General features: G+C 67.6%; 17 protein-coding genes. 7 read left to right on the top strand and 10 right to left on the bottom strand.

Annotation, left to right across the window (positions count from 1 at the left end; translation table 11 throughout):
- Window positions 1–30: 30 nt before the first annotated feature.
- Entirely contained in the window at window positions 31–1,107 is a 1,077-nt protein-coding gene (locus CS1GBM4_RS04430) for a helix-turn-helix domain-containing protein (RefSeq protein WP_186417468.1), read from the bottom strand.
- On the opposite strand from CS1GBM4_RS04430, the gene pobA reads away from it, so the two are divergent.
- The 4 genes from pobA to CS1GBM4_RS04410 all read left to right on the top strand — a co-directional run bounded on the left by pobA (window position 1,036) and on the right by CS1GBM4_RS04410 (window position 6,742).
- Window positions 1,036–2,205: a 4-hydroxybenzoate 3-monooxygenase gene (gene pobA / locus CS1GBM4_RS04425; protein ID WP_186417467.1), complete on the top strand. Its 1,170-nt coding sequence runs from the start codon at window positions 1,036–1,038 to the stop codon at window positions 2,203–2,205. The genes CS1GBM4_RS04430 and pobA overlap by 72 nt on opposite strands.
- A 307-nt stretch (window positions 2,206–2,512) precedes the next feature.
- Complete coding sequence (locus CS1GBM4_RS04420) at window positions 2,513–4,732, top strand: right-handed parallel beta-helix repeat-containing protein (protein ID WP_186417466.1); 2,220 nt, start codon at window positions 2,513–2,515, stop codon at window positions 4,730–4,732.
- Between the two features lie 238 nt (window positions 4,733–4,970).
- Complete coding sequence (locus CS1GBM4_RS04415; protein ID WP_244607048.1) at window positions 4,971–6,167, top strand: lipase family protein; 1,197 nt, start codon at window positions 4,971–4,973, stop codon at window positions 6,165–6,167.
- 317 nt (window positions 6,168–6,484) lie between these two features.
- Window positions 6,485–6,742, top strand: a complete 258-nt coding sequence (locus tag CS1GBM4_RS04410; RefSeq protein ID WP_186417464.1) for a TfoX/Sxy family DNA transformation protein — start codon at window positions 6,485–6,487, stop codon at window positions 6,740–6,742.
- A gap of 120 nt (window positions 6,743–6,862) precedes the next feature.
- Here CS1GBM4_RS04410 and guaA read toward each other — a convergent pair whose 3' ends face one another.
- Both guaA and CS1GBM4_RS04400 read right to left on the bottom strand, forming a co-directional pair.
- Window positions 6,863–8,440 (bottom strand): glutamine-hydrolyzing GMP synthase, encoded by a 1,578-nt coding sequence (guaA, locus tag CS1GBM4_RS04405; RefSeq protein WP_186417463.1) that lies wholly within the window; start codon window positions 8,438–8,440, stop codon window positions 6,863–6,865.
- Window positions 8,441–8,491: 51 nt separating this feature from the next.
- Window positions 8,492–9,790 carry an RsmB/NOP family class I SAM-dependent RNA methyltransferase gene (locus tag CS1GBM4_RS04400; protein ID WP_186417462.1) on the bottom strand — a complete coding sequence of 433 codons (1,299 nt, stop codon included), beginning with the start codon at window positions 9,788–9,790 and terminating at the stop codon, window positions 8,492–8,494.
- A 159-nt stretch (window positions 9,791–9,949) separates the two neighbouring features.
- Here CS1GBM4_RS04400 and CS1GBM4_RS04395 point away from each other — a divergent pair, with 159 nt between their 5' ends.
- Together CS1GBM4_RS04395 and CS1GBM4_RS04390 are read left to right on the top strand one after the other, a co-directional pair.
- Window positions 9,950–10,087 carry a hypothetical protein gene (locus CS1GBM4_RS04395; RefSeq protein WP_186417461.1) on the top strand — a complete coding sequence of 46 codons (138 nt, stop codon included), beginning with the start codon at window positions 9,950–9,952 and terminating at the stop codon, window positions 10,085–10,087.
- 155 nt (window positions 10,088–10,242) lie between these two features.
- On the top strand, window positions 10,243–11,406 hold the full coding sequence (locus CS1GBM4_RS04390) for a glycerophosphodiester phosphodiesterase (protein WP_186417460.1): 1,164 nt from the start codon (window positions 10,243–10,245) through the stop codon (window positions 11,404–11,406).
- A gap of 197 nt (window positions 11,407–11,603) precedes the next feature.
- Here the strand turns inward: CS1GBM4_RS04390 and CS1GBM4_RS04385 are convergent, their stop codons facing one another.
- From CS1GBM4_RS04385 to CS1GBM4_RS04355, 7 genes are all read right to left on the bottom strand, one after another.
- Window positions 11,604–11,885, bottom strand: coding sequence for a hypothetical protein (locus CS1GBM4_RS04385; protein WP_186417459.1), 282 nt, complete (start codon window positions 11,883–11,885; stop codon window positions 11,604–11,606).
- A 189-nt stretch (window positions 11,886–12,074) separates the two neighbouring features.
- On the bottom strand, window positions 12,075–12,791 hold the full coding sequence (locus CS1GBM4_RS04380; RefSeq protein WP_186417579.1) for an amino acid ABC transporter ATP-binding protein: 717 nt from the start codon (window positions 12,789–12,791) through the stop codon (window positions 12,075–12,077).
- A gap of 91 nt (window positions 12,792–12,882) precedes the next feature.
- Window positions 12,883–14,262 (bottom strand): amino acid ABC transporter permease, encoded by a 1,380-nt coding sequence (locus CS1GBM4_RS04375; RefSeq protein WP_244607047.1) that lies wholly within the window; start codon window positions 14,260–14,262, stop codon window positions 12,883–12,885.
- Between the two features lie 10 nt (window positions 14,263–14,272).
- Window positions 14,273–15,463, bottom strand: coding sequence for an amino acid ABC transporter permease (locus tag CS1GBM4_RS04370; protein ID WP_244607046.1), 1,191 nt, complete (start codon window positions 15,461–15,463; stop codon window positions 14,273–14,275).
- A gap of 142 nt (window positions 15,464–15,605) precedes the next feature.
- A complete protein-coding gene (locus CS1GBM4_RS04365) occupies window positions 15,606–16,616 on the bottom strand; it encodes an amino acid ABC transporter substrate-binding protein (RefSeq protein WP_244607055.1) in 1,011 nt (336 codons plus the stop codon).
- A 158-nt stretch (window positions 16,617–16,774) separates the two neighbouring features.
- Window positions 16,775–17,794 (bottom strand): amino acid ABC transporter substrate-binding protein, encoded by a 1,020-nt coding sequence (locus CS1GBM4_RS04360; RefSeq protein ID WP_186417457.1) that lies wholly within the window; start codon window positions 17,792–17,794, stop codon window positions 16,775–16,777.
- Window positions 17,795–17,938: 144 nt separating this feature from the next.
- A complete protein-coding gene (locus CS1GBM4_RS04355; RefSeq protein WP_186417456.1) occupies window positions 17,939–18,964 on the bottom strand; it encodes an amino acid ABC transporter substrate-binding protein in 1,026 nt (341 codons plus the stop codon).
- A gap of 263 nt (window positions 18,965–19,227) precedes the next feature.
- Between CS1GBM4_RS04355 and metC the strand changes: the two genes are divergently transcribed.
- Complete coding sequence (metC, locus tag CS1GBM4_RS04350) at window positions 19,228–20,418, top strand: cystathionine beta-lyase (RefSeq protein WP_186417455.1); 1,191 nt, start codon at window positions 19,228–19,230, stop codon at window positions 20,416–20,418.

Raw genomic sequence — 20,418 nt, 5'->3', positions numbered from 1 at the left:
AGAACAGATAGAGAACAAATGTAACTCCCCTCACCCCGCCGCCCGGTATTCCGAGGGCGACATGCCCGCCCGCGCCGCGAAGAAACGGGAAAAATAGGCCGGATCTGAAAAGCCCAGCCGGAAGGCGATCTGCGAGACGGGCGAGCGGGTGTAGACGAGGTCGCGCCGCGCCTCGATCATCAGCCGCCCCTGGATGACCCGCATCGCGGAATGCCCGAGCACCTCCCGGCAGATCCGGGTGAGATGCGGGCCGGTGACACCGAGCGCGCTCGCATAGGCAGCGAGCGGCTCGTGCGTGTGGAAATGGCTCTCGACGCGTTCGACGAAGCGCCGGACGAGCGCCGCGCGCGCATCGCTCGCCCCGCCGTTCGCGACGGCGTGCGAGCGCGCGGCCCGGGCGAACCAGATCGCGATCAGGCGCGCATGGGCGGCGAGCGCGAGCTCGCGGCCGCCCCGGTTGCGGCCGAATTCGGCCAGCGCCCCCTCCATCGCCGTCGCGAGCTCGGCGATGCTCTGCTCCTTCGGCCCTCTCGCCGCGACGAAGGGCTCACCGAGCGCGGCGCCCAGCGCCGGCTCCGCCTCGATGAGCGGTGTCAGCGTCGACATCGCGACGCTGACGACGAAGCCTTCGGTGCCAGGCTCGAAGCGGAATTCGTGGATGGCCAGCGGCGGCAACAGCATGACGGTTCCCGGGGAGAGCCGATGCGCCGCGCCGTCGATCCGCACCAGCCCGCCGCCTGAGGCGATCAGGAAGAACTGGGCCATGTCCTGATGGCGGTGCGGCTCGATCCGCCAGTCACGCGGCGCGCTGCGCGCGCTGATCCGCTCGATATGGAGCGCATCCGGGAAACGCTGGTCCCGTGGCTCGTCATAGAGCCAGTAGGCAGGCACCGAAGCCAGCGCCATCAGAAGCATCCGATGTTCGTTTCGTCCAAGACGTTGGGTGAAAGCTCCATTCCGGTCAAGCAGACGCGGTGGCACTTTCGCATGAAAATACCGGGCTCGCTGGGCGCCCGATTGTTGCGGGAGGGCGCCATGCACACCCAGGTCGTCATCGTCGGCGCCGGGCCGGCCGGCTTGCTGCTCGGGCAGCTGTTGACCCGCCACGGCATCGACAACGTCATCATCGAGCGCAGGGGCCCCGACCATGTCCTCGCGCGCATTCGCGCCGGCGTGCTCGAGCAGGGCACGGTCGCGCTGCTGCACGAGGCCGGCGTCGGCCAGCGCCTCGCCGAGGAGGGCCTGGCGCATGACGGCTTCTCGATCGCCTTCGAGGGCCGCCAGCATCGCGTCGATCTCAAGGGGCTGACCGGAAAGCAGGTGACGGTCTACGGCCAGACCGAGGTGACGCAGGACCTGATGGAGGCCCGGCGGGCAGCCGGCACGACGAGCTTCTACGAGGCAGAGGACGTCCAGCTGCACGATTTCGACGGCGCTTCGCCGCGCGTGAGCTTCACCTACGAGGGCAAGCGCCGCCGTGTCGCCTGCGACTTCATCGCCGGCTGCGACGGCTTCCATGGCGCCTGCCGGGCCTCGGTGCCGGCCGGCGCGATCGAGACCTTCGAGCGCGTCTATCCCTTCGGTTGGCTCGGCCTGCTGACCGACCGGCCGCCGGCGTCGCACGAACTGGTCTATGCCAGCTCGGCCTTCGGCTTCGCGCTCTGCTCGATGCGCTCGCCGACCCGCAGCCGCTACTATGTCCAGGTGCCGCGCGACGAGTCCGCCGAGGCCTGGTCGGACGAGCGCTTCTTCGCCGAGTTGCGCCGGCGCCTGCCGGACGAGGTCGCGGCGGCGGTGACGCCGGGTCCCTCGCTGGAAAAGAGCGTCGCGCCGCTGCGCAGCTTCGTCGCCGAGCCGCTGCGCTTCGGCCGGCTCTTCCTGGCGGGCGATGCCGGGCACATCGTGCCGCCGACCGGCGCCAAGGGGCTGAACCTGGCGGCCAGCGACGTGCACTACCTGTTCGAGGGGCTGCGCGAGCACTATGCCGAGCGATCCGATGCCGGGCTCGACGCCTATTCGGCGCGGGCGCTGGCGCGGGTCTGGAAGGCGGTGCGCTTCTCCTGGTCGATGACGAACCTGCTCCATCTTTTCCCCGAAGCCAGCCCGTTCGACCAACGCATCAGGCGCGCGGAATTCGACTATCTCGTGCAATCGCAGGCGGCCCTTGCAAGCGTGGCGGAGAATTATGTCGGCCTGCCCTATTGAAAGAGCGACGATCCATGCGGACCGGCGCGGCCGGGACCGCCGCCCCGGCCCGGTCAGGCGGCGCGATTCGCGTGCATCCGGCGCTTGACCGGCGGCGGCTCGCGCATTGATGCAGATCAATGGAAACGAGCGGTGCGCGCGCATATTCGCGTCGCCGAATCTCGTCATCCGTCGCAGAATCGCGTCGTGCAGCCCGTTCTGCGCGGAGCCCTGACGCTCTGCGGCCCGGCGGAGTTCGCGCATCACGCTCGAGCGCCCGCTGGAGCCTTCGTCGCGCCGCCCGGCCGACCACAGATTTGGAGCAGAGATGAAACGGATTCTGTCGGCCCTGTTCGCTCTGCTGGTCGCGACGGCTGCTCCGGGCGCTGCGCAGGCAGGGTCCGGAAAGGTCTGGTACGTCAACCGCGACAGCAAGGCCGCCGGCGACGGGACCGCCTGGACATCGGCGTTCCGATCTCTGCAGGACGCACTCTCGGCGGCCGCGAAGGGCGATGAGATCTGGGTGGCGCGCGGCACCTATCATCCCCATGCCACCGATCCGGACACATCCTTCGTCCTCAAGGAGGACGTGGCGGTCTATGGCGGCTTCTCGGGCACCGAAACGGCGCGCGAGCTCCGGAATTTCCGGAGGAACGAGACCATTCTCAGCGGCAATATCGGCAAGGGCGACAAGACGAAGAACACGAAGACCATCGTCATGGGCGCCGACCGGGCGATCCTCGATGGCTTCGTCGTCACGGATGCCTACGGCACCGGCACGCCCCGCATGCACCTCGTGCCCGCCGACATCCTGAAGAACGACATGGTCGTCGGCGGCGGCATGAGGAATTTCATGACCAGCCCCGTGGTGCGCAACACCGTCTTCAGGAACAATTATTCGGCGAAGGGCGGCGCCGTCTACAACGTCCACAAGCCCGGCGCCGACCAGGCGAGCTTCATCAATGTCGACTTCATCGACAATGTCGCGGAGATGCGCGGCGGCGGCGTGAGTAACGACCTCGGGGCGATGCCGCGCTTCATCAACTGCCGCTTCATCGGCAACCGCAGCAACGACAAGGGTGGCGCGTTCTACAACGACTTCGCCGCCTCGCCCCTGGTCTTCAACGCCCTGTTCACCCGCAACTCCGCGGTCAGCGCCGGGGCGGTCGGCAATGACGGCGGCTCGGCGCCGCTGCTGGTCAACGTCACGATCGTCGACAATGCGGCCAGCAGCGGGTTGGGACCGGGCCTGTACCAGGGGACCGGCGCGAACAGCAATCCGATCCTCGTCGGCAGTATCGTCGACGACGTCTACAACTGGCATGAGGACATCGTCGCCGAGCTCGGCTCGCGGGCTCCCGCCGGCAAGACGATGCCGCTCGCCGACTTCATCGCGATCAGCAATCTGAAAGGGCAGTTGCAGCCCGACGCGCTCAACTCGGCGCCAACCGGCCGGCGTGGCTATCACCCGGCATTGGACGGCGCGCTCCTGCTGCAGAACGCCCTGGTCGAGAAGCTCGTGCAGCTCTACGTCAAGAACAACGGAGCGGTCGAATATCACGGCGAGTACACGCGGCCGGGCGTCACCCGCAAGGCCGTGCAGGCGAAGGTCATCCACGTCGCCTCAGACAGCGCGGCCAAGGTCCGGGACGGACTGTCCTGGGGCACCGCGCTGTCCGACCTGCAGGCCGCGATCGAGCTCGCCTCGGTGTCGAAGGCGGATGTCTGGATCAAGGCGGGAACCTATCGGCCCGACCGGAAGCAGGACGGGATCGCGGCCTTCACGCTCTATGACGGCGTGAAGCTGTATGGCGGGTTCAAAGGCACCGAAACCGCTCTGGAGCAACGCCCCGCCGCCGGCGCGCGGACCATCCTGACAGCGAAGGCCGGCAAGGACGGCTATCGATACTCTCACGTCGTCTACGGTGCCGACGATACGGTGCTCGACGGGCTGACCCTGCGCGACGGCCGCGCGGTCGGCACGACCTATAACGGCAAGGGCGGAGGATTGCTCGCCTATCACGCCGGCAAGACATTCCTGCCGCATGATGCCGCCGTCGGCTTCAGGATGACCCTCAAGAACTGCCGTTTCGAGCGGAACGAGGCCCTGGAAGGGGGCGCGATCTATGCCTATGGCAAGGCCAACCTGACCATCTCGGATACGGTCTTCGCGGGCAACCGGGCCGTCTATGGCGGAGCCAGCGTCAACCGCGAGGGCGTCGTCGCCAATTGCCAGGCGTGCTCCTTCGTCGGCAACAGCGCCCGCCAGGATGGCGGCGCGACCTATGAGGATTACGGGTCCCATGTGAGCTATCGGGACAGCCGGTTCGCGAGCAATCGCGCCCGCCACCAGGGCGGCGCGATCTACGAGATCAGCAGGGCCTCGCAACTCGAGGCGACGGTGGTCGAGGTCGAGCGCTCCAGCTTCGCCCGGAACGCGGCGCGGGCTGGAGCGAGCATCTACAATCTCGACGGAAGCACGCTGACGATCACGCAGTCGACCTATCCGGCCAAGTCCGTGCACAACCCGAAACCGGGCGCACGCTGACGTCTCGCTGCGGCCGCAACCGAAGGATCATGACGTGATGTCCGCTTCACAGCTTGCACCGGGCGCACCGGACAGCACGCCATCGCAGCCTTCCCGTGGCGAGGGCGCGCCGACGAGACGTCTGTTCGTTCTCGGGGCCGGCGCCGGAGTCGCCGGCCTGTCCGGAGCCGGCTCCGGACCGGCGCAGGCTGCCGGCCCTCGCCCCGGGCGGCGGGCGAGCATCGACCGATCCTGCCGCGTGACGGCGGCGCGGCTGGACGGCCAGGTCGCCAGGGCCTATCCCCTGTTCAACAATCCGGCCATCCTGCCTGCCTTCGATGCGCAGCGGGACGGCGCCCGCTTCGAGGTCGACCTCCACCGCATCGTCACGCATACGGTCGTGCCCGAGACCGGCGAGAGGCTCAAGGTCAGCGGTCTCCTGGCGGTGCCGGTCGGCGTGAAGGGCGAGGTCCCGCTGGTGTCCTGGCAGCACGGCACGATCCTGTCCTTCGACCAGGTGCCCTCGAACCTGACGCGCCTCGCCGACCCGGCCTACGAGCTGACGGATGCCGCGGATTCGCTCGAGACCCTCTTCAACGTGCAGCGCTTCGCGGGCCAGGGCTATGCCGTCGTCGCCGCCGACTATGTCGGCAAGGGGCCGTTCCGCAACGGCCGCGGCGAGGGCTACGCCGTCAAGGGCGTCAGCGTCCGCACCTGCCTCGACATGCTCGCCGCCGGCCAGGAGGCTCTGCGCTCGCTGGGCCTGAGGCCGTCGAAGCTGTTCCTGCACGGCTGGTCGCAGGGCGCGCTCAACACCCAGTGGCTGCACCAGGCGCTGCGGGCGAACGCCCGCCCCGTCGCGGCGACCGCCGTGGCGAGCCCGTTCAACGATCTCAACGAAGCCTGGAGCTTCTGGGCCGGGTTCCAGAGCTTCGCCCTGCCGAAGGGCACGACCTCCTACCCTGCCCTGCCGAGCTGGATCTCGCTCTGCATGATCGTCGCCCTGGGCAGCTATGAGCTCCAGTACAAGCTGACGGGGCTGCTGCGCAGCGCCATCCGGCCCGAATTCCACGACATGGCTCTCAAGTACTGGAACGACTACCGTGCCGAGTTCGACCCGGGCAAGCCGTTCCCGACCGGATCGGACCTGCTGGTTCCGGGCTTCTTCGAGCGGGCGACGGACGATCGCAACAGCGCCTTCCTGCGGCAGCTGGCGGCGAATCGCGCTTCGTACTGGGATTACGACGCCCCGATCCGCTTCCATTACGGCCTCGCCGACGAGGCGATCCACCCTGCGATGGTCTTCCGCGCCCTGTCCGCGGGCGGGAAGCTCGCCGGTGGAATACCGGTCGCCGGCGCCAGCCATCGGGCGACCTTCCTCGCCGGCCTCTACGGCGAGGCGTCGACGCTCGGCGGCTCGGAGAATGTCCTGGCCTGGTTCCGCAGCTTCCGGTGACCTCGATCCGGCGGCCGGCGCCAGGTCCGGAGCCGGAGGCCGGGCGAGCCGACGAACAGCCTCCCCTCCCGGACGGGGAACGGGAGTGGACGCCGGCGGCACGCTGCATCATTCCGGAGCTATTCAGCGAAGCTCCGATGATGACGGCCTTGCGATATGGCAACCGTCGAGGTCGTTCGGCGATGGGAAAGGGGTTCCATGGGTTGCGCGCAGATCGAACCGAGGGCGCTTCTGCGGCGGGCGGCAGCTTTTCGCGCGGACGCCGGCGAGAGCTGCCAGGATCGCCTGGCGCAACTGCGGGCTCGGGAGGGGATAGCTTGAACCGATCGATCGCGGAGATGCGCAATCTCGGTCCGGCGACGGCCCGTATGCTCGCCGAAGTCGATATCGACGGCGAAGACGCGCTGCGGCGGCTGGGCGCGGTCGAGGCTTACCACCGGCTCAAATTCCGCTTCGGCCGGCATGTCACGCTTCTCGCGCTTTATGCCATGGAAGCAGCGCTACGCGACCGCGACTGGCGTTCCCTCGAGCCGGCGGTAAGAGACGATCTGCGCAAAGCGGCCCGTGGCCCCTAGGACAGGCGAAGGTCTGGATCGAACCGAGGGCCCACCGTCTGATCTGCACGCCACAGCCCGAATGGCCCGCTCGATCGATTTGACGCCCTCGTCCTTCTGGACTTGTCGCCTTCTATCTCCTCACTCCCACTCGATCGTGCCGGGCGGCTTCGAGGTGACGTCGTAGACCACCCGGTTGATACCCTTGACCTCGTTGATGATGCGGGTCGCGGTGCGGCCGAGGAACGCCATGTCGTAGGGGTAGAAGTCCGCCGTCATGCCGTCGACCGAGGTGACGGCGCGCAGGGCGCAGACATGGTCGTAGGTGCGATAGTCGCCCATCACGCCGACGGTGCGCACCGGCAGCAGCACGGCGAAGGCCTGCCAGATCACGTCGTAGAGGCCGGCCTTGCGGATCTCATCGAGATAGATCGCATCGGCCTTGCGCAGGATGTCGAGCTTCTCCCTGGTGATCTCGCCGGGGCAGCGGATGGCGAGGCCAGGCCCCGGGAAGGGGTGGCGGCCGACGAAGGCGTCGGGCAGGCCGAGCTCGCGGCCGAGCACCCTGACCTCGTCCTTGAACAGCTCGCGCAGGGGCTCGACGAGCTGCATCTTCATGCGCTCGGGCAGGCCGCCGACATTGTGGTGGCTCTTGATCGTGACCGACGGCCCGCCGGAGAAGGAGACACTCTCGATCACGTCCGGGTAGAGCGTGCCCTGGGCGAGGAAATCTGCCCCGCCCAGCTTGGCGGCCTCGGCGTCGAAGACGTCGATGAAGAGCCGGCCGATGGTCTTGCGCTTGGCTTCCGGGTCGGCGCCGCACTTGGCGAGTTCGGAGAGGAAAAGCTCTTCCGCCTCAACATGGACCAGCGGGATATTGTAGTGATCTCGGAACAGGGTGACGACCTGCTCGGCCTCGCCGAGGCGCATCAGCCCGTGGTCGACGAAGACGCAGGTGAGCTGGTCGCCGACCGCCTCGTGGATCAGCACGGCCGCGACCGCCGAATCGACGCCGCCGGAGAGCCCGCAGATCACCCTGCCCGTGCCGACCTGCTCGCGGATCTTCTTGATCGCCTCGGCGCGGTAGGCCGCCATCGTCCAGTCCGGCGTGCAGCCGCAGATGGTGACGACGAAATTGCGCAGCAGCCTGGCGCCGTCCGGCGTATGCACCACCTCCGGGTGGAACATGGTCGAGTAGAAGCGCCGGCCCTCGTCGCTCGCCACCGCATAGGGGGCGTTCTCCGAGGTCGCCTTGACGGTGAAGCCGGCCGGAAGCTGGGTGACCCGGTCGCCATGGCTCATCCAGACCGGATAGCGCCCGCCCTCCTCCCAGATGCCCTCGAACAGTGCCGAGGGCTGGACGATCTCGACATCGGCGCGGCCGAACTCGGCGGCGTGGCCGCCCTCGACGGTGCCGCCGAGCTGGTGCGCCATGGTCTGCTGGCCATAGCAGATGCCGAGCACCGGCAATCCCGAGGAGAACACCTCCTGCGGCGCGCGGGGCGAGCCGGCGTCCGGCACCGAGGCCGGGCCTCCGGAGAAGATCACGCCCTTGGGCTTCAGGCGCCGGAAGGCTTCGGAGGCCGACTGGAACGGCGCGATCTCGCAGTAGACGCCGATCTCGCGGACGCGACGCGCGATCAGCTGCGTCACCTGACTGCCGAAGTCGATGATGAGGATGGAGTCGTGGAGGACGGGGGTCTGGGGCTGAGCGCTCATGGCGCCCGGTTACGCCATCGCGCGCGAGCGCGCAACGGCACCGGGAGCGGATCAGGCCGGCGCGGCGAGACAGCTCAGATAGAAGCCGTCCGTCCCGGTGCGGCGCGGCGAGAGCTGCAGGCCGAAACGGGTCGAGAAGCGGCCGAGCAGCCCGAAATCGACCTCGCCGGTGTTGAGCAGCGCGCGCGTCGCGACCGGCGCGAAGCCCGGATGCCGCGCCAGGAAGGCCTCGACCGCACCGTCGTTCTCTTCCGGCAGCATGGAGCAGGTGATGTAGGCGATCCGCCCGCCCGGCTTGACCAGCCTGCCGGCGCGATCGAGCACCTGCGCCTGTTCCCGGACGCGCTCGGTCAACGCACCGGGGCGGACCCGCCATTTCGCGTCCGGATTGCGCCGCCAGGTGCCGGAACCGGTGCAGGGTGCGTCGACCAGAACCAGGTCGACCGTGCCGGCCAGGTCGGCGAGCGCGTCATGGCCGCGGCTCTTGGGCACCCGGACCTCGACATTGCCGGCGCCGGAGCGGGCGAGCCTGTCGTGCAGCGGCGCCAGCCGGCGGCTGTCGAGGTCGGTGGCGAAGATGCGCCCCTCCCCCTGCAGGATCGCAGCCAGCGCCAGGGTCTTGCCGCCGGCGCCGGCGCAAAGGTCGACCACCGTCATGCCCGGCCGCGCCCCCGCGAGCAGGGTCACCAGCTGGGAGCCCTCGTCCTGGATCTCGAACTCGCCGTCGAAGAAGCTCGGCTCGCTCTGCAGCGACGGCCCCCGGCCGTCGGGGCCAGGCAGGAAACGCAAGGCGTCGGGCGACCAGGCGCCCGGCTCGGGCTGAAGATGAGCCAGCGTCGCGCGCAGCCTGTCGCGATCGGTCTTGAGCCGGTTGGCGCGGATATCGGCCGGGGCCCTGCCCGCCAGCGCCTGCCCCTCGGCGACGGCGTCGTCGCCGAAGCCGGCCATGAAGGACGGCCAGAGCCAGTCGGGCACGTCGGCCCGCGCCCAGCCGGGCGCGGCGTTGAGGTCGAAGGCGGCCAGCCCGGCGACCTCGAATTCGGTCAACGGCGCAGGAGCATGATTCTGTCCGCTGAAGAGGTGCGAGATCTCCTCGACCGTCAGGCCGCGCTGGCTGACCAGCATGCCGAGCACAAGCGCCCGCGGCGTCTCCTCACCGAGCGCATGCGCGGACGAGGCACGGCGGCGCAGCGCGTCATAGACCAGCGAAGCGACCGCCGCGCGGTCCTTGGAACCGGCGAAACGGCGGGCCAGGCCCCAATCCTTCAGCGCGTCCGCCGCGGGCCGCCGGCGCTCGATCAGGTCCGTCAGGACCTCGATGGCGGCGCTGAGGCGGGCGGCGGGGGTCATGTCCGGCACTTCCTGTCGTCGTTCCTGGTCGCGGGTTCGCGGGGCCGGGCCCAGCCTGGACCGATTCCGAGGCACGAAACCACCCTTGACGCCCTCGTCCCACAGGGCGCAAGACGATACAACTCCTTCCGCAACGCCAACCGCCTGGGGATTCCCGCAATGACCGCCTTCGCCCGCCTCGCGCTCGCCGGCCTGTTCTGCCTCTCGCTCGCCGCCTGCGCCACCCAGCCGGTCGACACGACGCCGCCGCCGGCCAAGCGCCTCGACGCCAAGACGACGCTGGAAGGCCGCCGCTGAGCCGGCCGGGCCGGGCCGCGCCGCTCCCGGCGTTTCCACTCTCCTCTTGCGCGGGGTCGGCAACGCCGATGCCGCGCAGCAAGACGCATTCACCGGCGTGTCATGTCCGCCGAGCAGTTTCGCCGCCTTTCCGCAGGAAACGAGGATCGGACGAGATGAAACCCCTGTTCCAGCCGGCGACGATGCTGGCGACCCTTGCCCTCGCATTGGCGGCGCCGGCCTTGGCGCAGGCCCCGGCACCGACGCTCGACGGCAAGCCGGCGCTGATCGTCGGCCATCGCGGCGCCAGCGGCTATCTTCCCGAGCACACGCTGGAATCCTACAAGCTCGCGGTCGAACAGGGCGCTGACTTCATCGAGCCCGACCTGGTCTCGACCCGCGATGGCGTCCTGGTCGTCCGCCACGAGCCGATGCTGTCGGGCACCACCGACGTCGCGACCCGTCCGGAGTTCGCTGCGCGCAAGACGACCCGCAAGGTCGACGGCGTCGACACCACCGACTGGTTCGCCTCCGACTTCACCCTGGCCGAGATCAAGACCCTGCGCGCCAAGCAGGCGATGGCCGATCGGGACAAGGCGCACAACGGCAAATACGAAATCCCGACGCTGCAGCAGGTCATCGACCTCGCCAAGGCCGAGAGCGGCCGCACCGGCCGCACGATCGGCATCTACCCGGAGATCAAGCACTCGACCTATCACGCGGCCCTGGGCCTCGCGATGGAGGACAGGCTGCTCGATCAGCTCAAGGCCGCCGGCTGGACCGAGAAGAGCGCGCCGGTGATCATCCAGAGCTTCGAGACCGCCAACCTGAAATATCTGCGCGGCAAGACGCAGCTGCGGCTGGTCCAGCTGGTCGACGCCGACGATGTCGACAAGGATGGCGGGATCGTGCTCGCCGCCCCGTTCGACAAGCCCTACGACTTCGTCGTCACCGGCGACAAGCGCAGCTTCAAGGACCTCGTCACCGCCGAGGGGTTGAAGGAGATCAGGACCTACGCCGACGGTGTCGGCCCCTGGAAGCCCTATCTGATGCCAGCCAAGCAGGTGCTCGGCGACGACGGCAAGCCGCGCGACCTCAACGGCGACGGGACGATCGACGAGCGCGACCGCGTGCTGCTGCCGCCGACCGACGTGGTGAAGAACGCCCATGCGGCCGGGCTCTTCGTTCACACATGGACGTTCCGCAGCGAGCCCAAGCGCCTCGCCTCCGACTTCAGGGGCGATCCGGCGGCCGAGTACAAGGCCTATCTGGCGCTCGGCATCGACGGCCTGTTCTCCGATTTCCCCGATCAGGCGGTGAAGGCGCGCAACGCCAGATAGCCCTGCGACGAGCAGAGCATGCTGCGGAAAAGTGGCAACGGTCTTTCGCGTCGAGCATGCTCTAAACGCCTGGAATCGATCACGTTATCTGCATTTGGACGATTCCGCCCAAATGCAGCGTGATCCAGCCCTGCGACCGCGAAAAGCCCGCCGCATGGCCATGCGGCGGGCTTTTCCTTGCGCGGGTTCGATCGAATTCAGTCGCAGACGCGCACCGTGCGACGCACCTCGCCGCGCGGGGTCTCGCGAATCCGCGTTTCGGTACGGCAGTCGCGCTCGACGCGATAGGCACGCCGGCGTTCCCAGCGGTCGCGCTCGCGCCAGCGCTCCTCGCGCCGGATCTCCCGGTCGGCGGCCCGCTCGCGCGGGCTGCGGGTGTCGAGCCTGACGCCGCCCGGACCGATGTCGACGGACTGCGCGAAGGCGCCGGTGCCGGCGAGCAGCAGGCCTGCGGCGAGGGTGGATACAACCAGCTTCATGAGCTTCTCCTCCATTATTGGGGGAAGCAACCGCACGCGCCGGCAAAGGTTCCGTCCCGCGCAGCGGCCGCGGCCGGGCAGGAGCCGGCCCGGCACCCGCAGATGCCGGGCCGGACAGGCGTTCTCGCTCCGCTTGAGCCACAGACCCGCACGAAGCAGCCGCCGCTCCGGCGGGCCCCTGGCCCGGGCTCAGTGCAGGATCTGCGAGAGGAACAGCCTGGTGCGCTCGTGCTGCGGATTCTTGAAGAACTCGTTGGGCTCGTTCATCTCGACGATCTGGCCCGCGTCCATGAAGATCACCCGGTCGGCGACCTGGCGGGCGAAGCCCATCTCGTGGGTGACGCAGAGCATGGTCATCCCCTCCTCCGCCAGCGAGACCATGGTGTCGAGCACCTCCTTGACCATTTCGGGGTCGAGCGCCGAAGTCGGCTCGTCGAACAGCATGATCTTCGGGCTCATGCAGAGCGAACGGGCGATGGCGACGCGCTGCTGCTGGCCGCCGGAGAGCTGGCCCGGATACTTCGCCGCCTGCTCGGGGATCTTCACGCGACGCAGATAGTGCATCGCGATCTCCTCGGCGTCCTTCTTGGGCAGTTTCTTCACCCAGATCGGCGCCAGCGTCAGGTTCTCGAGGATGGTCAGGTGCGGAAACAGGTTGAAGTGCTGGAAGACCATGCCGACATCGCGGCGGATCTCGTCGATCTTCTTGAGATCATTCGTCAGCTCGGTGCCGTCGACGATGATCTGGCCCTTCTGATGCTCCTCCAGCCGGTTGATGCAGCGGATCATCGTCGACTTGCCGGAGCCGGACGGGCCGCAAATGACGAGCTTCTCGCCACGCTCGACCTTCAGGTTGATGTCGCGCAGCACATGGAACTCGCCATACCACTTGTTGACGCCGATCATCTCGACGGCGGTCGCGGTGTTGAGCGCAGTCGGTTTCAGTGCCGCCGGGCGCGAGCTGGTCGTTTCTGCCATAGCCATGTTTCTTGTCCCCTCAACGCTTCTGGCCGGCGGCGAGCCGCTTCTCGACCGCGATCGAGTAGCGCGACATGCCCCAGCAACACAGGAAATAAAAGACCGCGGCGAAAGCATAGCCCGTCGCGCGGGTGGTCGGCGTCGCCCAGGTCGGATCGACCAGCGTCGCCTCGATGGTGCGCAGGAAGTCGAAGATGCCGACGATGGTGACCAGGGTCGTATCCTTGAACAGCCCGATGAAGGTGTTGACGATGCCCGGGATCACGATCCGCAGCGCCTGCGGCAGGATGATCAGCCGCATCATGCTCCAGTAACCGAGCCCGAGCGACATCGCGCCCTCGTACTGGCCCTTCGGCATCGCCTGGAGTCCGCCGCGCACGACCTCCGCCATATAGGCGGCGGCGAAGAGCGCGACGCCGACCAGCGGCCGCAGCAACCGGTCGGGAGAATACTCCTGCGGCACGAACAGCGGCAGCATGGTGTTGGCCATGAACAGCACGGTGATCAGCGGCACGCCGCGCACGAACTCGATGAAGATCACCGAGAGCAGCTGGATGATCGGCAGCTTCGAGCGCCGGCCCAGCGCCAGCAGCACGCCGAGCGGCAGCGAGAAGACGATGCCGACCGCAGCGATCAGGAAGGTCACCGTCATGCCGCCCCAGAGGCCGGTGTCGACCCTGGGCAGGCCGACGCTGCTCGCCAGCATGGAGAGCAGGCCGAAGACCAGGAGCGCGAACAGGATCAGCTGCTTCGGCCCCGAGAAGCGCTTCCAGGCCGGCAATTGGCGGACGACGCCGAGCGCGGCCTCGCCGATATGGAAGCCGACGAGCTGCGGCACCAGCGAGAGCACGACGTAAAGCGCCGCGAGCGCCAGCGCGAGCGTCAGGCAGATGCCGAGGAAGCGCTCGGCACCCGCCCCGCCGAGCAGCAGCACATAGGCCGAGATCGGCAGCAGCACGAAGAAGAAGAAGATGCCGAGCTTCTTCTTCGGCGCCCGCGTCCAGAGCAGCCAGACCACGCCGAGCGCGAACATGGCGAAGACGATGTTGACCCGCCAGCGCTGGCTGATCGGATAGGAGCCGTAGATGAAGTACTGGAAGCGGTCGGCGACATAGGCCCAGCAGGCGCCGACCGGCCGGCCGACCTTGTCGGCGAGGCAGGCGGCGCGGTTCGCGCCGGACCAGACCGCGTCGACGAAATAGAAGCGGATCAGCTCCGGCAGCGACGTCGCGACGACATAGAGGGAGAGCAGCGTCAGCGCGATGTTGAGCGGGCTCGAGAACAGGTGAGCCCTGACCCAGGCGAGCGGCCCGGCGACGGAGAGCGGCGCCGGCTGCTGCTCCAGGGGCTCTTTGCGGACGAAGGCGTAGGGAGCCATCTCGGTGACTGCGTCGGTCATTGGGACAGCCTCACCGTTCCACCAGCGCCATGCGCTTGTTGTAGATGTTCATGAACAGGGACGTGACCAGCGAGATGGTCAGGTAGACCGCCATGGTGATGGCGACGACCTCGACCGCCTGGCCGGTCTGGTTCAGCACCGTGCCGGTGAAGACCTGGACCAGATCCGGATAGCCGATCGCGACCGCGAGCGAGGAGTTCTTGGTCAGGTTCAGGTAGTTCGAGGTCAGCGGCGGGATGATCACCCGCATCGCCTGCGGGATGACGACGAGCTTCAGCGTCGGCCCGGGCCGCAGGCCGAGCGCGTGGGCGGCCTCGGTCTGCCCCCTGGAGACGGCGAGGATGCCGGCCCGGACCACCTCGGCGATGAAGCCCGCGGTATAGGTCGTCAGGCCGATCAGCAGCGCGACGAATTCCGGAAAGATCTGGATGCCGCCGCGCAGGTTGAAGCCGGCGAGCTCGGGATAGACGAAGGAAATCGGCCGGCCGGTGACGAAATAGACCAGCGTCGGCAGGACCACGATCAGGCCGAGGGCGACCCAGCCGATCGGATATTGCGTCCCGGTCGCCGCCTGCTGCTTGCGGGCCCAGGCGCGGAAGATGAAGGTCGCGACGAGGCCGAACAGCAGAGCCCAGAGGATCAGGCCGCCACCGGGGCCCAGCTGCGGATCGGGAATATAAAGGCCGCGATTGTTGAGCAGCGCGCCGGCCGGCAGCTCGATCGACTGGCGCGGATTGGGCAGCGGCTTGAGCACCGCGTTGTACCAGAAGAACAATTGCAGCAGCAGCGGCACGTTGCGGATGACCTCGACGTAGATCATCGCGATCTTGGAGACGATCCAGTTGCCCGACAGCCGGGCGACGCCGACGAAGAAGCCGAGGAAGGTCGAAAGCACGATGCCGATCGAGGCGACGAGCAGCGTGTTGAGCAGCCCGACCCAGAAGGCGCGGCCATAGGTGCCGCTCGAGGCGTCGTAGGGGATCAGCTTCTGGTTGATGTCGAAGCCGGAGGCATTGTGCCAGAAGCCGAAGCCGGACGCGATCTTCTGCGCCCGCAGGTTCTCGATCGCGTTCGAGGCGGCCGACCAGATCAGGAATCCCACCGCCGCGAGCAGCAGGATCTGGTAGAAATAGCCCCGGATCTTCGGGTCGTAGAGCAGCGAGGCTTTGCCCGGCTTGACCTCTGCGGAAGTAGTCGACACGTCTGACGCCCTTCTGAGTTTGGCGACCGAAGGTCCGGCGGCGATCGGTTCGGATCGCCGCCAGCCGGTATTCTTATCCGGTTCGCCGGAACAAGACAGCTTCAATGACCGACACGCGACGGAGGCCGCGCATCGGCGGTTCTCACCGGATCGGCGGCGCGTATTGCAGCCCGCCCTTGGTCCAGAGCGCGTTCTGTCCCCGCGCGATCTTCAGCAGCGAGCCCGAGCCGACATTGCGCTCGAAGCTCTCGCCGTAATTGCCGACATGCTTGACGATGCGATAGGCCCAATCGTTCGTCAGGCCCATCGGCTCGCCGAACTTGCCCTCCGTGCCGACGAAGCGCTTGATCTCGGGATTGTCCGATTTCAGCATCTCGTCGACGTTGGCCTTGGTGATGCCGAGTTCCTCGGCGTTGACCATCGCGAACAGCGACCATTTCACGATGTCGAACCAGACGTCGTCGCCATGGCGCACGACCGGTCCGAGCGGCTCCTTGGAGATGATCTCCGGCAGGACGATGTGGTCGGCAGGCGTGGAGAGCGTCAGCCGCTCGGCATAGAGGCCCGATGCGTCGGTGGTGAAGGCGTCGCAGCGGCCCGACTCATAGGCCTTCACCGTCTCCTGGTTGGAGGCGAAGGCGACGACCTCGTACTTGATCTTGTTGGCGCGGAAATAGTCGGCCAGGTTGAGCTCGGTCGTCGTGCCCTGCTGCGTGCAGATCGAGGCGCCCGCCAGTTTCAGGGCCGAGTCGACGCCGAGCTTCTTGCGGACCATGAAGCCCTGGCCGTCATAATAGCTCACGCCGGCGAAGTTCAGGCCGAGCGCGGTGTCGCGCGAGAGCGTCCAGGTCGTGGTGCGCGAGAGCAGGTCGACCTCGCCGGATTGCAGCGAGGTGAAGCGGTCCTTCGCGGAGAGCGGAATGAACTTGACCTTGGTCGGGTCGTTGAAGATCGCCGCGGCGACGGCGCGGCAGACATCGACATCGAGGCCGGACCAATTGCCTTGCGCATCCGGGATTCCGAAGCCGGCCAGGCCGGTTCCGGAACCGCAATGGAGAATGCCGCGGCTCTTGACCTGGGTCAGCGTGGCCGACTGGGCGAGCGCCCCGCTCGCGCAAATCGCGGTACTGGCGGCGACGAGCGCCGCGCCGATGAATTTTTTCACGTTGTCGTTCCCCTGTTTGGCGGAGCAGGTTCCCCCCGCTCTCGATTAGCTAGCAAGCGCCGGGCCAGTCCCCACCGGCCGTGTTCTCCTTCCCTCGTTCCGAGCGAACGGTGCCGCTCCCCTGTGATGCGCGTCCCGCCGGACGATCACCGGATCGGCGGCGCGTATTGCAGTCCGCCCTTGGTCCAGAGCGCATTCTGGCCGCGCGACATCCGCAGCACGGACCGGCTGCCGACGGTACGCTCGAAGCTCTCGCCGTAATTGCCGACGTTCTTGACGATCCGGTAGGCCCAGTCGTTGGTCAGCCCCAGGCCTTCGCCGAACTTGCCGTCGACACCGAGCAGGCGCCTGATCTCGGGATTGGACGATCCGCGCATCTGGTCGACATTGGCCCTGGTCACGCCGAGCTCCTCGGCGTTCAGCATGGCGAAGTGGACCCAGCGCACCAGCTTGAACCATTGCGGATCGTCGTCGCGCGTCAGAGGACCGAGCGGCTCCTTGGAGATGATCTCGACCAGGATCATATGATCGTCCGGCGCGGTCAGCTTGAGGCGCTCGGCATAGAGGGAGGACGCATCGGTGGTGAAGGCGTCGCAGCGGCCGGCATCGTAGGCCTTGAGCGTGTCCGGGCCGTTATCGAAGGCGACGACCGTGTGCTTCAGATTGTTGGTCCGGAAGTAATCGACGAGGTTGAGCTCGGTCGTGGTGCCCCGCTGCACGCAGATCGAGGCGCCCGCCAGCTGCATCACCGACATCACGCCGAGCTTCCGGCGGACCATCAGGCCCTGCCCGTCATAATAATTCACGCCGACGAAGAGCAGGCCCGGAGGCGTATCGTTCGATATCGTCCAGGTCGAATTGCGCACGAGCACGTCGACCTCGCCCGCCAGGAGCACGCGGAAGCGGTCCTTCGCGGAGAGCGGGACGAACGTCACCTTGCCCGGGTCGTTGAAGATCGCGGCGGCGATGGCGCGGCAATACTCGACGTCGAGGCCGCTCCAGTTGCCCTGCGCGTCGGGCGCGCCGAAGCCGATGAGACCGGTGTTGGCGCCGCAGTTGAGAGACCCGCGACTCTTGACCTGAGCGAGAGTCTGGGAGGTCTGCGCATGAGCGACGCCAAAGGCAGCGGCGACGACGAGCAGCGCCGCGCTGATCACTCTGATCATGGTTTTCCCCTGTCTGGCGGAGCGGGTTCGTCCCGCTCTCGAATCAGTGGGCAGGTCCCGGCCGACCGGTCCCCGCGAGCCACCTTCTCCAGTCTCTCGGAAAGAACCGGGGCGGGCGCCACGAGCGCCCGCCCCGCATGATCCTCAGCGCACCGGCGGAGCGTATTGCAGCCCGCCCTTGGTCCAGAGCGCGTTCTGGCCGCGGGCGATCTTCAGCAGCGAGCCGGAGCCGACATTGCGCTCGAAGGACTCGCCGTAATTGCCGATGTGCTTCACGATCCGGTAGGCCCAATCCGTCGTCAGTCCGATGCTCTCGCCGAACTTGCCCTCGGTCCCGAGCAGGCGCTTGATCTCGGGATTCGGCGACTTCGTCATCTCGTCGACATTCGCCTTGGTGACGCCGAGCTCCTCGGCGTTCAGCATCGCGAAGTGCACCCACTTCACCAGCCCGAACCATTGCGCGTCGTTGTTGCGGGTCGCCGGGCCGAGCGGCTCCTTCGAGATGATCTCGGGCAGGACCATGTGGTCGTCCGGGGCGGTGAGCTTCAGGCGCTCGGCGTAGAGGCCGGAGGCGTCGGTGGTGAAGGCGTCGCAGCGGCCGGAATCGTAGGCCTTGACGGTCTCGTCCGAGGTCGCGAAGGCGACGACTTCGTATTTCAGGTTGTTGGCGCGGAAGAAGTCCGCGAGGTTGAGCTCGGTCGTGGTGCCTTGCTGGGTGCAGACCGAGGCGCCGCTCAGCTGCAGCGCAGAGTTCACGCCGAGCTTCTTGCGGACCATGAAGCCCTGGCCGTCATAATAGTTCACGCCGGCGAACTGCAGGCCGAGGGCGGTGTCGCGCGACATCGTCCAGGTCGAGTTGCGGACGAGCAGGTCGACCTCGCCCGACTGCAGGGCGGTGAACCGGTCCTTGGCCGAGAGCGGGATGAACTTCACCTTGGTCGGGTCGTTGAAGATCGCCGCGGCGACGGCGCGGCAGAGATCGACGTCGAGACCGGTCCAGTTACCCTGCGCGTCCGGCACGCCGAAGCCGGCGAGGCCGGTGTTGGAGCCGCAGTTCAGGATGCCGCGGCTCTTGACCTGAGCGAGTGTCTGCGGCGCCTGTGCCTGCGCGCTCGCCGCCGCCAGCGCGAAGCCGAACCCGGCGACCGCGGCTGCCATGAATTTCTTCATCTCGATGTCTCCCATTGAAGGCCCCGCCGGCGCCTGCCGGCCGGAACGTGCCGATCCCCTCGCATCGTCGCAACTTTTCGTCCCGTTCGATGCTGAACATTCGTCGAAGCGCGGCGCGCGCCGATTGCCAGAGCCATGCAAGAGCGTCAAGCAACCGAGCTCCGTGCACCCCCTCTTTTCACCGAAAGCATCACATGCGACTTTCCGGAGGTGGTCAAGTGCGGCCATCCTCCGTCCCGTCCAGCACTGCTCTCCCGAGAACCATGAAAAAGCTGTCGAAGCCCGAATTCGCGCGCCTGCGCGAGAAGACCCGCCTCGTCCTCGCCGGCCGCGACTCCAGCGACAGCTACGGCTTCGTCAACCCGCCGATCGTCCGCGGCTCGACGGTGGTCTACCCGACCACCGAGGATTTCCTCGTCCGCAAGGCGCGCTACAGCTACGGCACCTCGGGCAGCCCGACGATCGACGCGCTGCTCGCCGCCGCCGGCACAATGGAGGGGGGCGCCGGCGTTCTCGCCTGCTCCTCAGGCCTGCTCGCCTGCACCTTGCCCACGCTCGCCTTCCTGAGGGCCGGCGACCATTTTCTCGTGACCGACAGCGTCTATCATCCGATGCGCAATTTCTGCGACCGGATGCTGCCGCGCTACGGTGTCGAGGTCACCTATTATGACCCGCTCATAGGCGAGGGCATCGCGGAGCTGTTCAAGCCGAACACGAGAGCGGTCTGGACGGAATCGCCAGGCTCGCAGACCCTGGAGGTCCAGGACATTCCAGCGATCGTCGCCGCGGCGCATGCCCGCGACATCATGGTGATGATGGACAATACCTGGGCGACGCCGCTGCATTTCGACGCCCACAAGTTCGGGATCGACGTGTCGGTCCAGGCCGGGACGAAATATTACGCCGGCCATTCCGACGTGCTGATCGGCACGGTGTCCGCTCGCACGCCCGAGCTCTACGCCCAGCTCAAGCTGAGCTGGGACGCGCTCGGCGTGATCATCGCTGCCGAGGACGCCTATCTGACGCTCCGCGGTATCAGGACCATGGCCGTCCGGCTGAAGGAGCAGATGCCGGCCGGGATCGAGATGGCGAACTGGCTGGCGGCGCGTCCCGAGGTCGCCCGCGTGATCCACCCGGCGCTGCCCGCCGATCCCGGCCACGCCATCTGGAAGCGCGACTTCACCGGCGCCTGCTCGCTGTTCTCGATCGAGCTTCAACCCGTCACGATGAAGGCGGTCGCGGCCATGCTCGACGGGCTCACCCTGTTCGGCATGGGCGCCTCCTGGGGCGGCTATGAGAGCCTGGTGCTGCCCTTCGACTGCAAGCGCTACCGCACCGCGACCACGCCCGGCTTCCAAGGACCGACCATCCGCCTGCATATCGGGCTGGAGGATCTCGAAGACCTCAAGGCGGACCTCGACGCCGGCTTCGCCCGGCTACGCGCCGCGCGTTGA

It is taken from the genome of Allobosea sp. CS1GBMeth4 (assembly GCF_900185715.1).
Taxonomy (GTDB): Bacteria; Pseudomonadota; Alphaproteobacteria; order Rhizobiales; family Beijerinckiaceae; genus Allobosea.
Note: the sequence above shows the minus strand (reverse complement) of the source record. Positions and strands in the feature narration are given on the sequence as shown.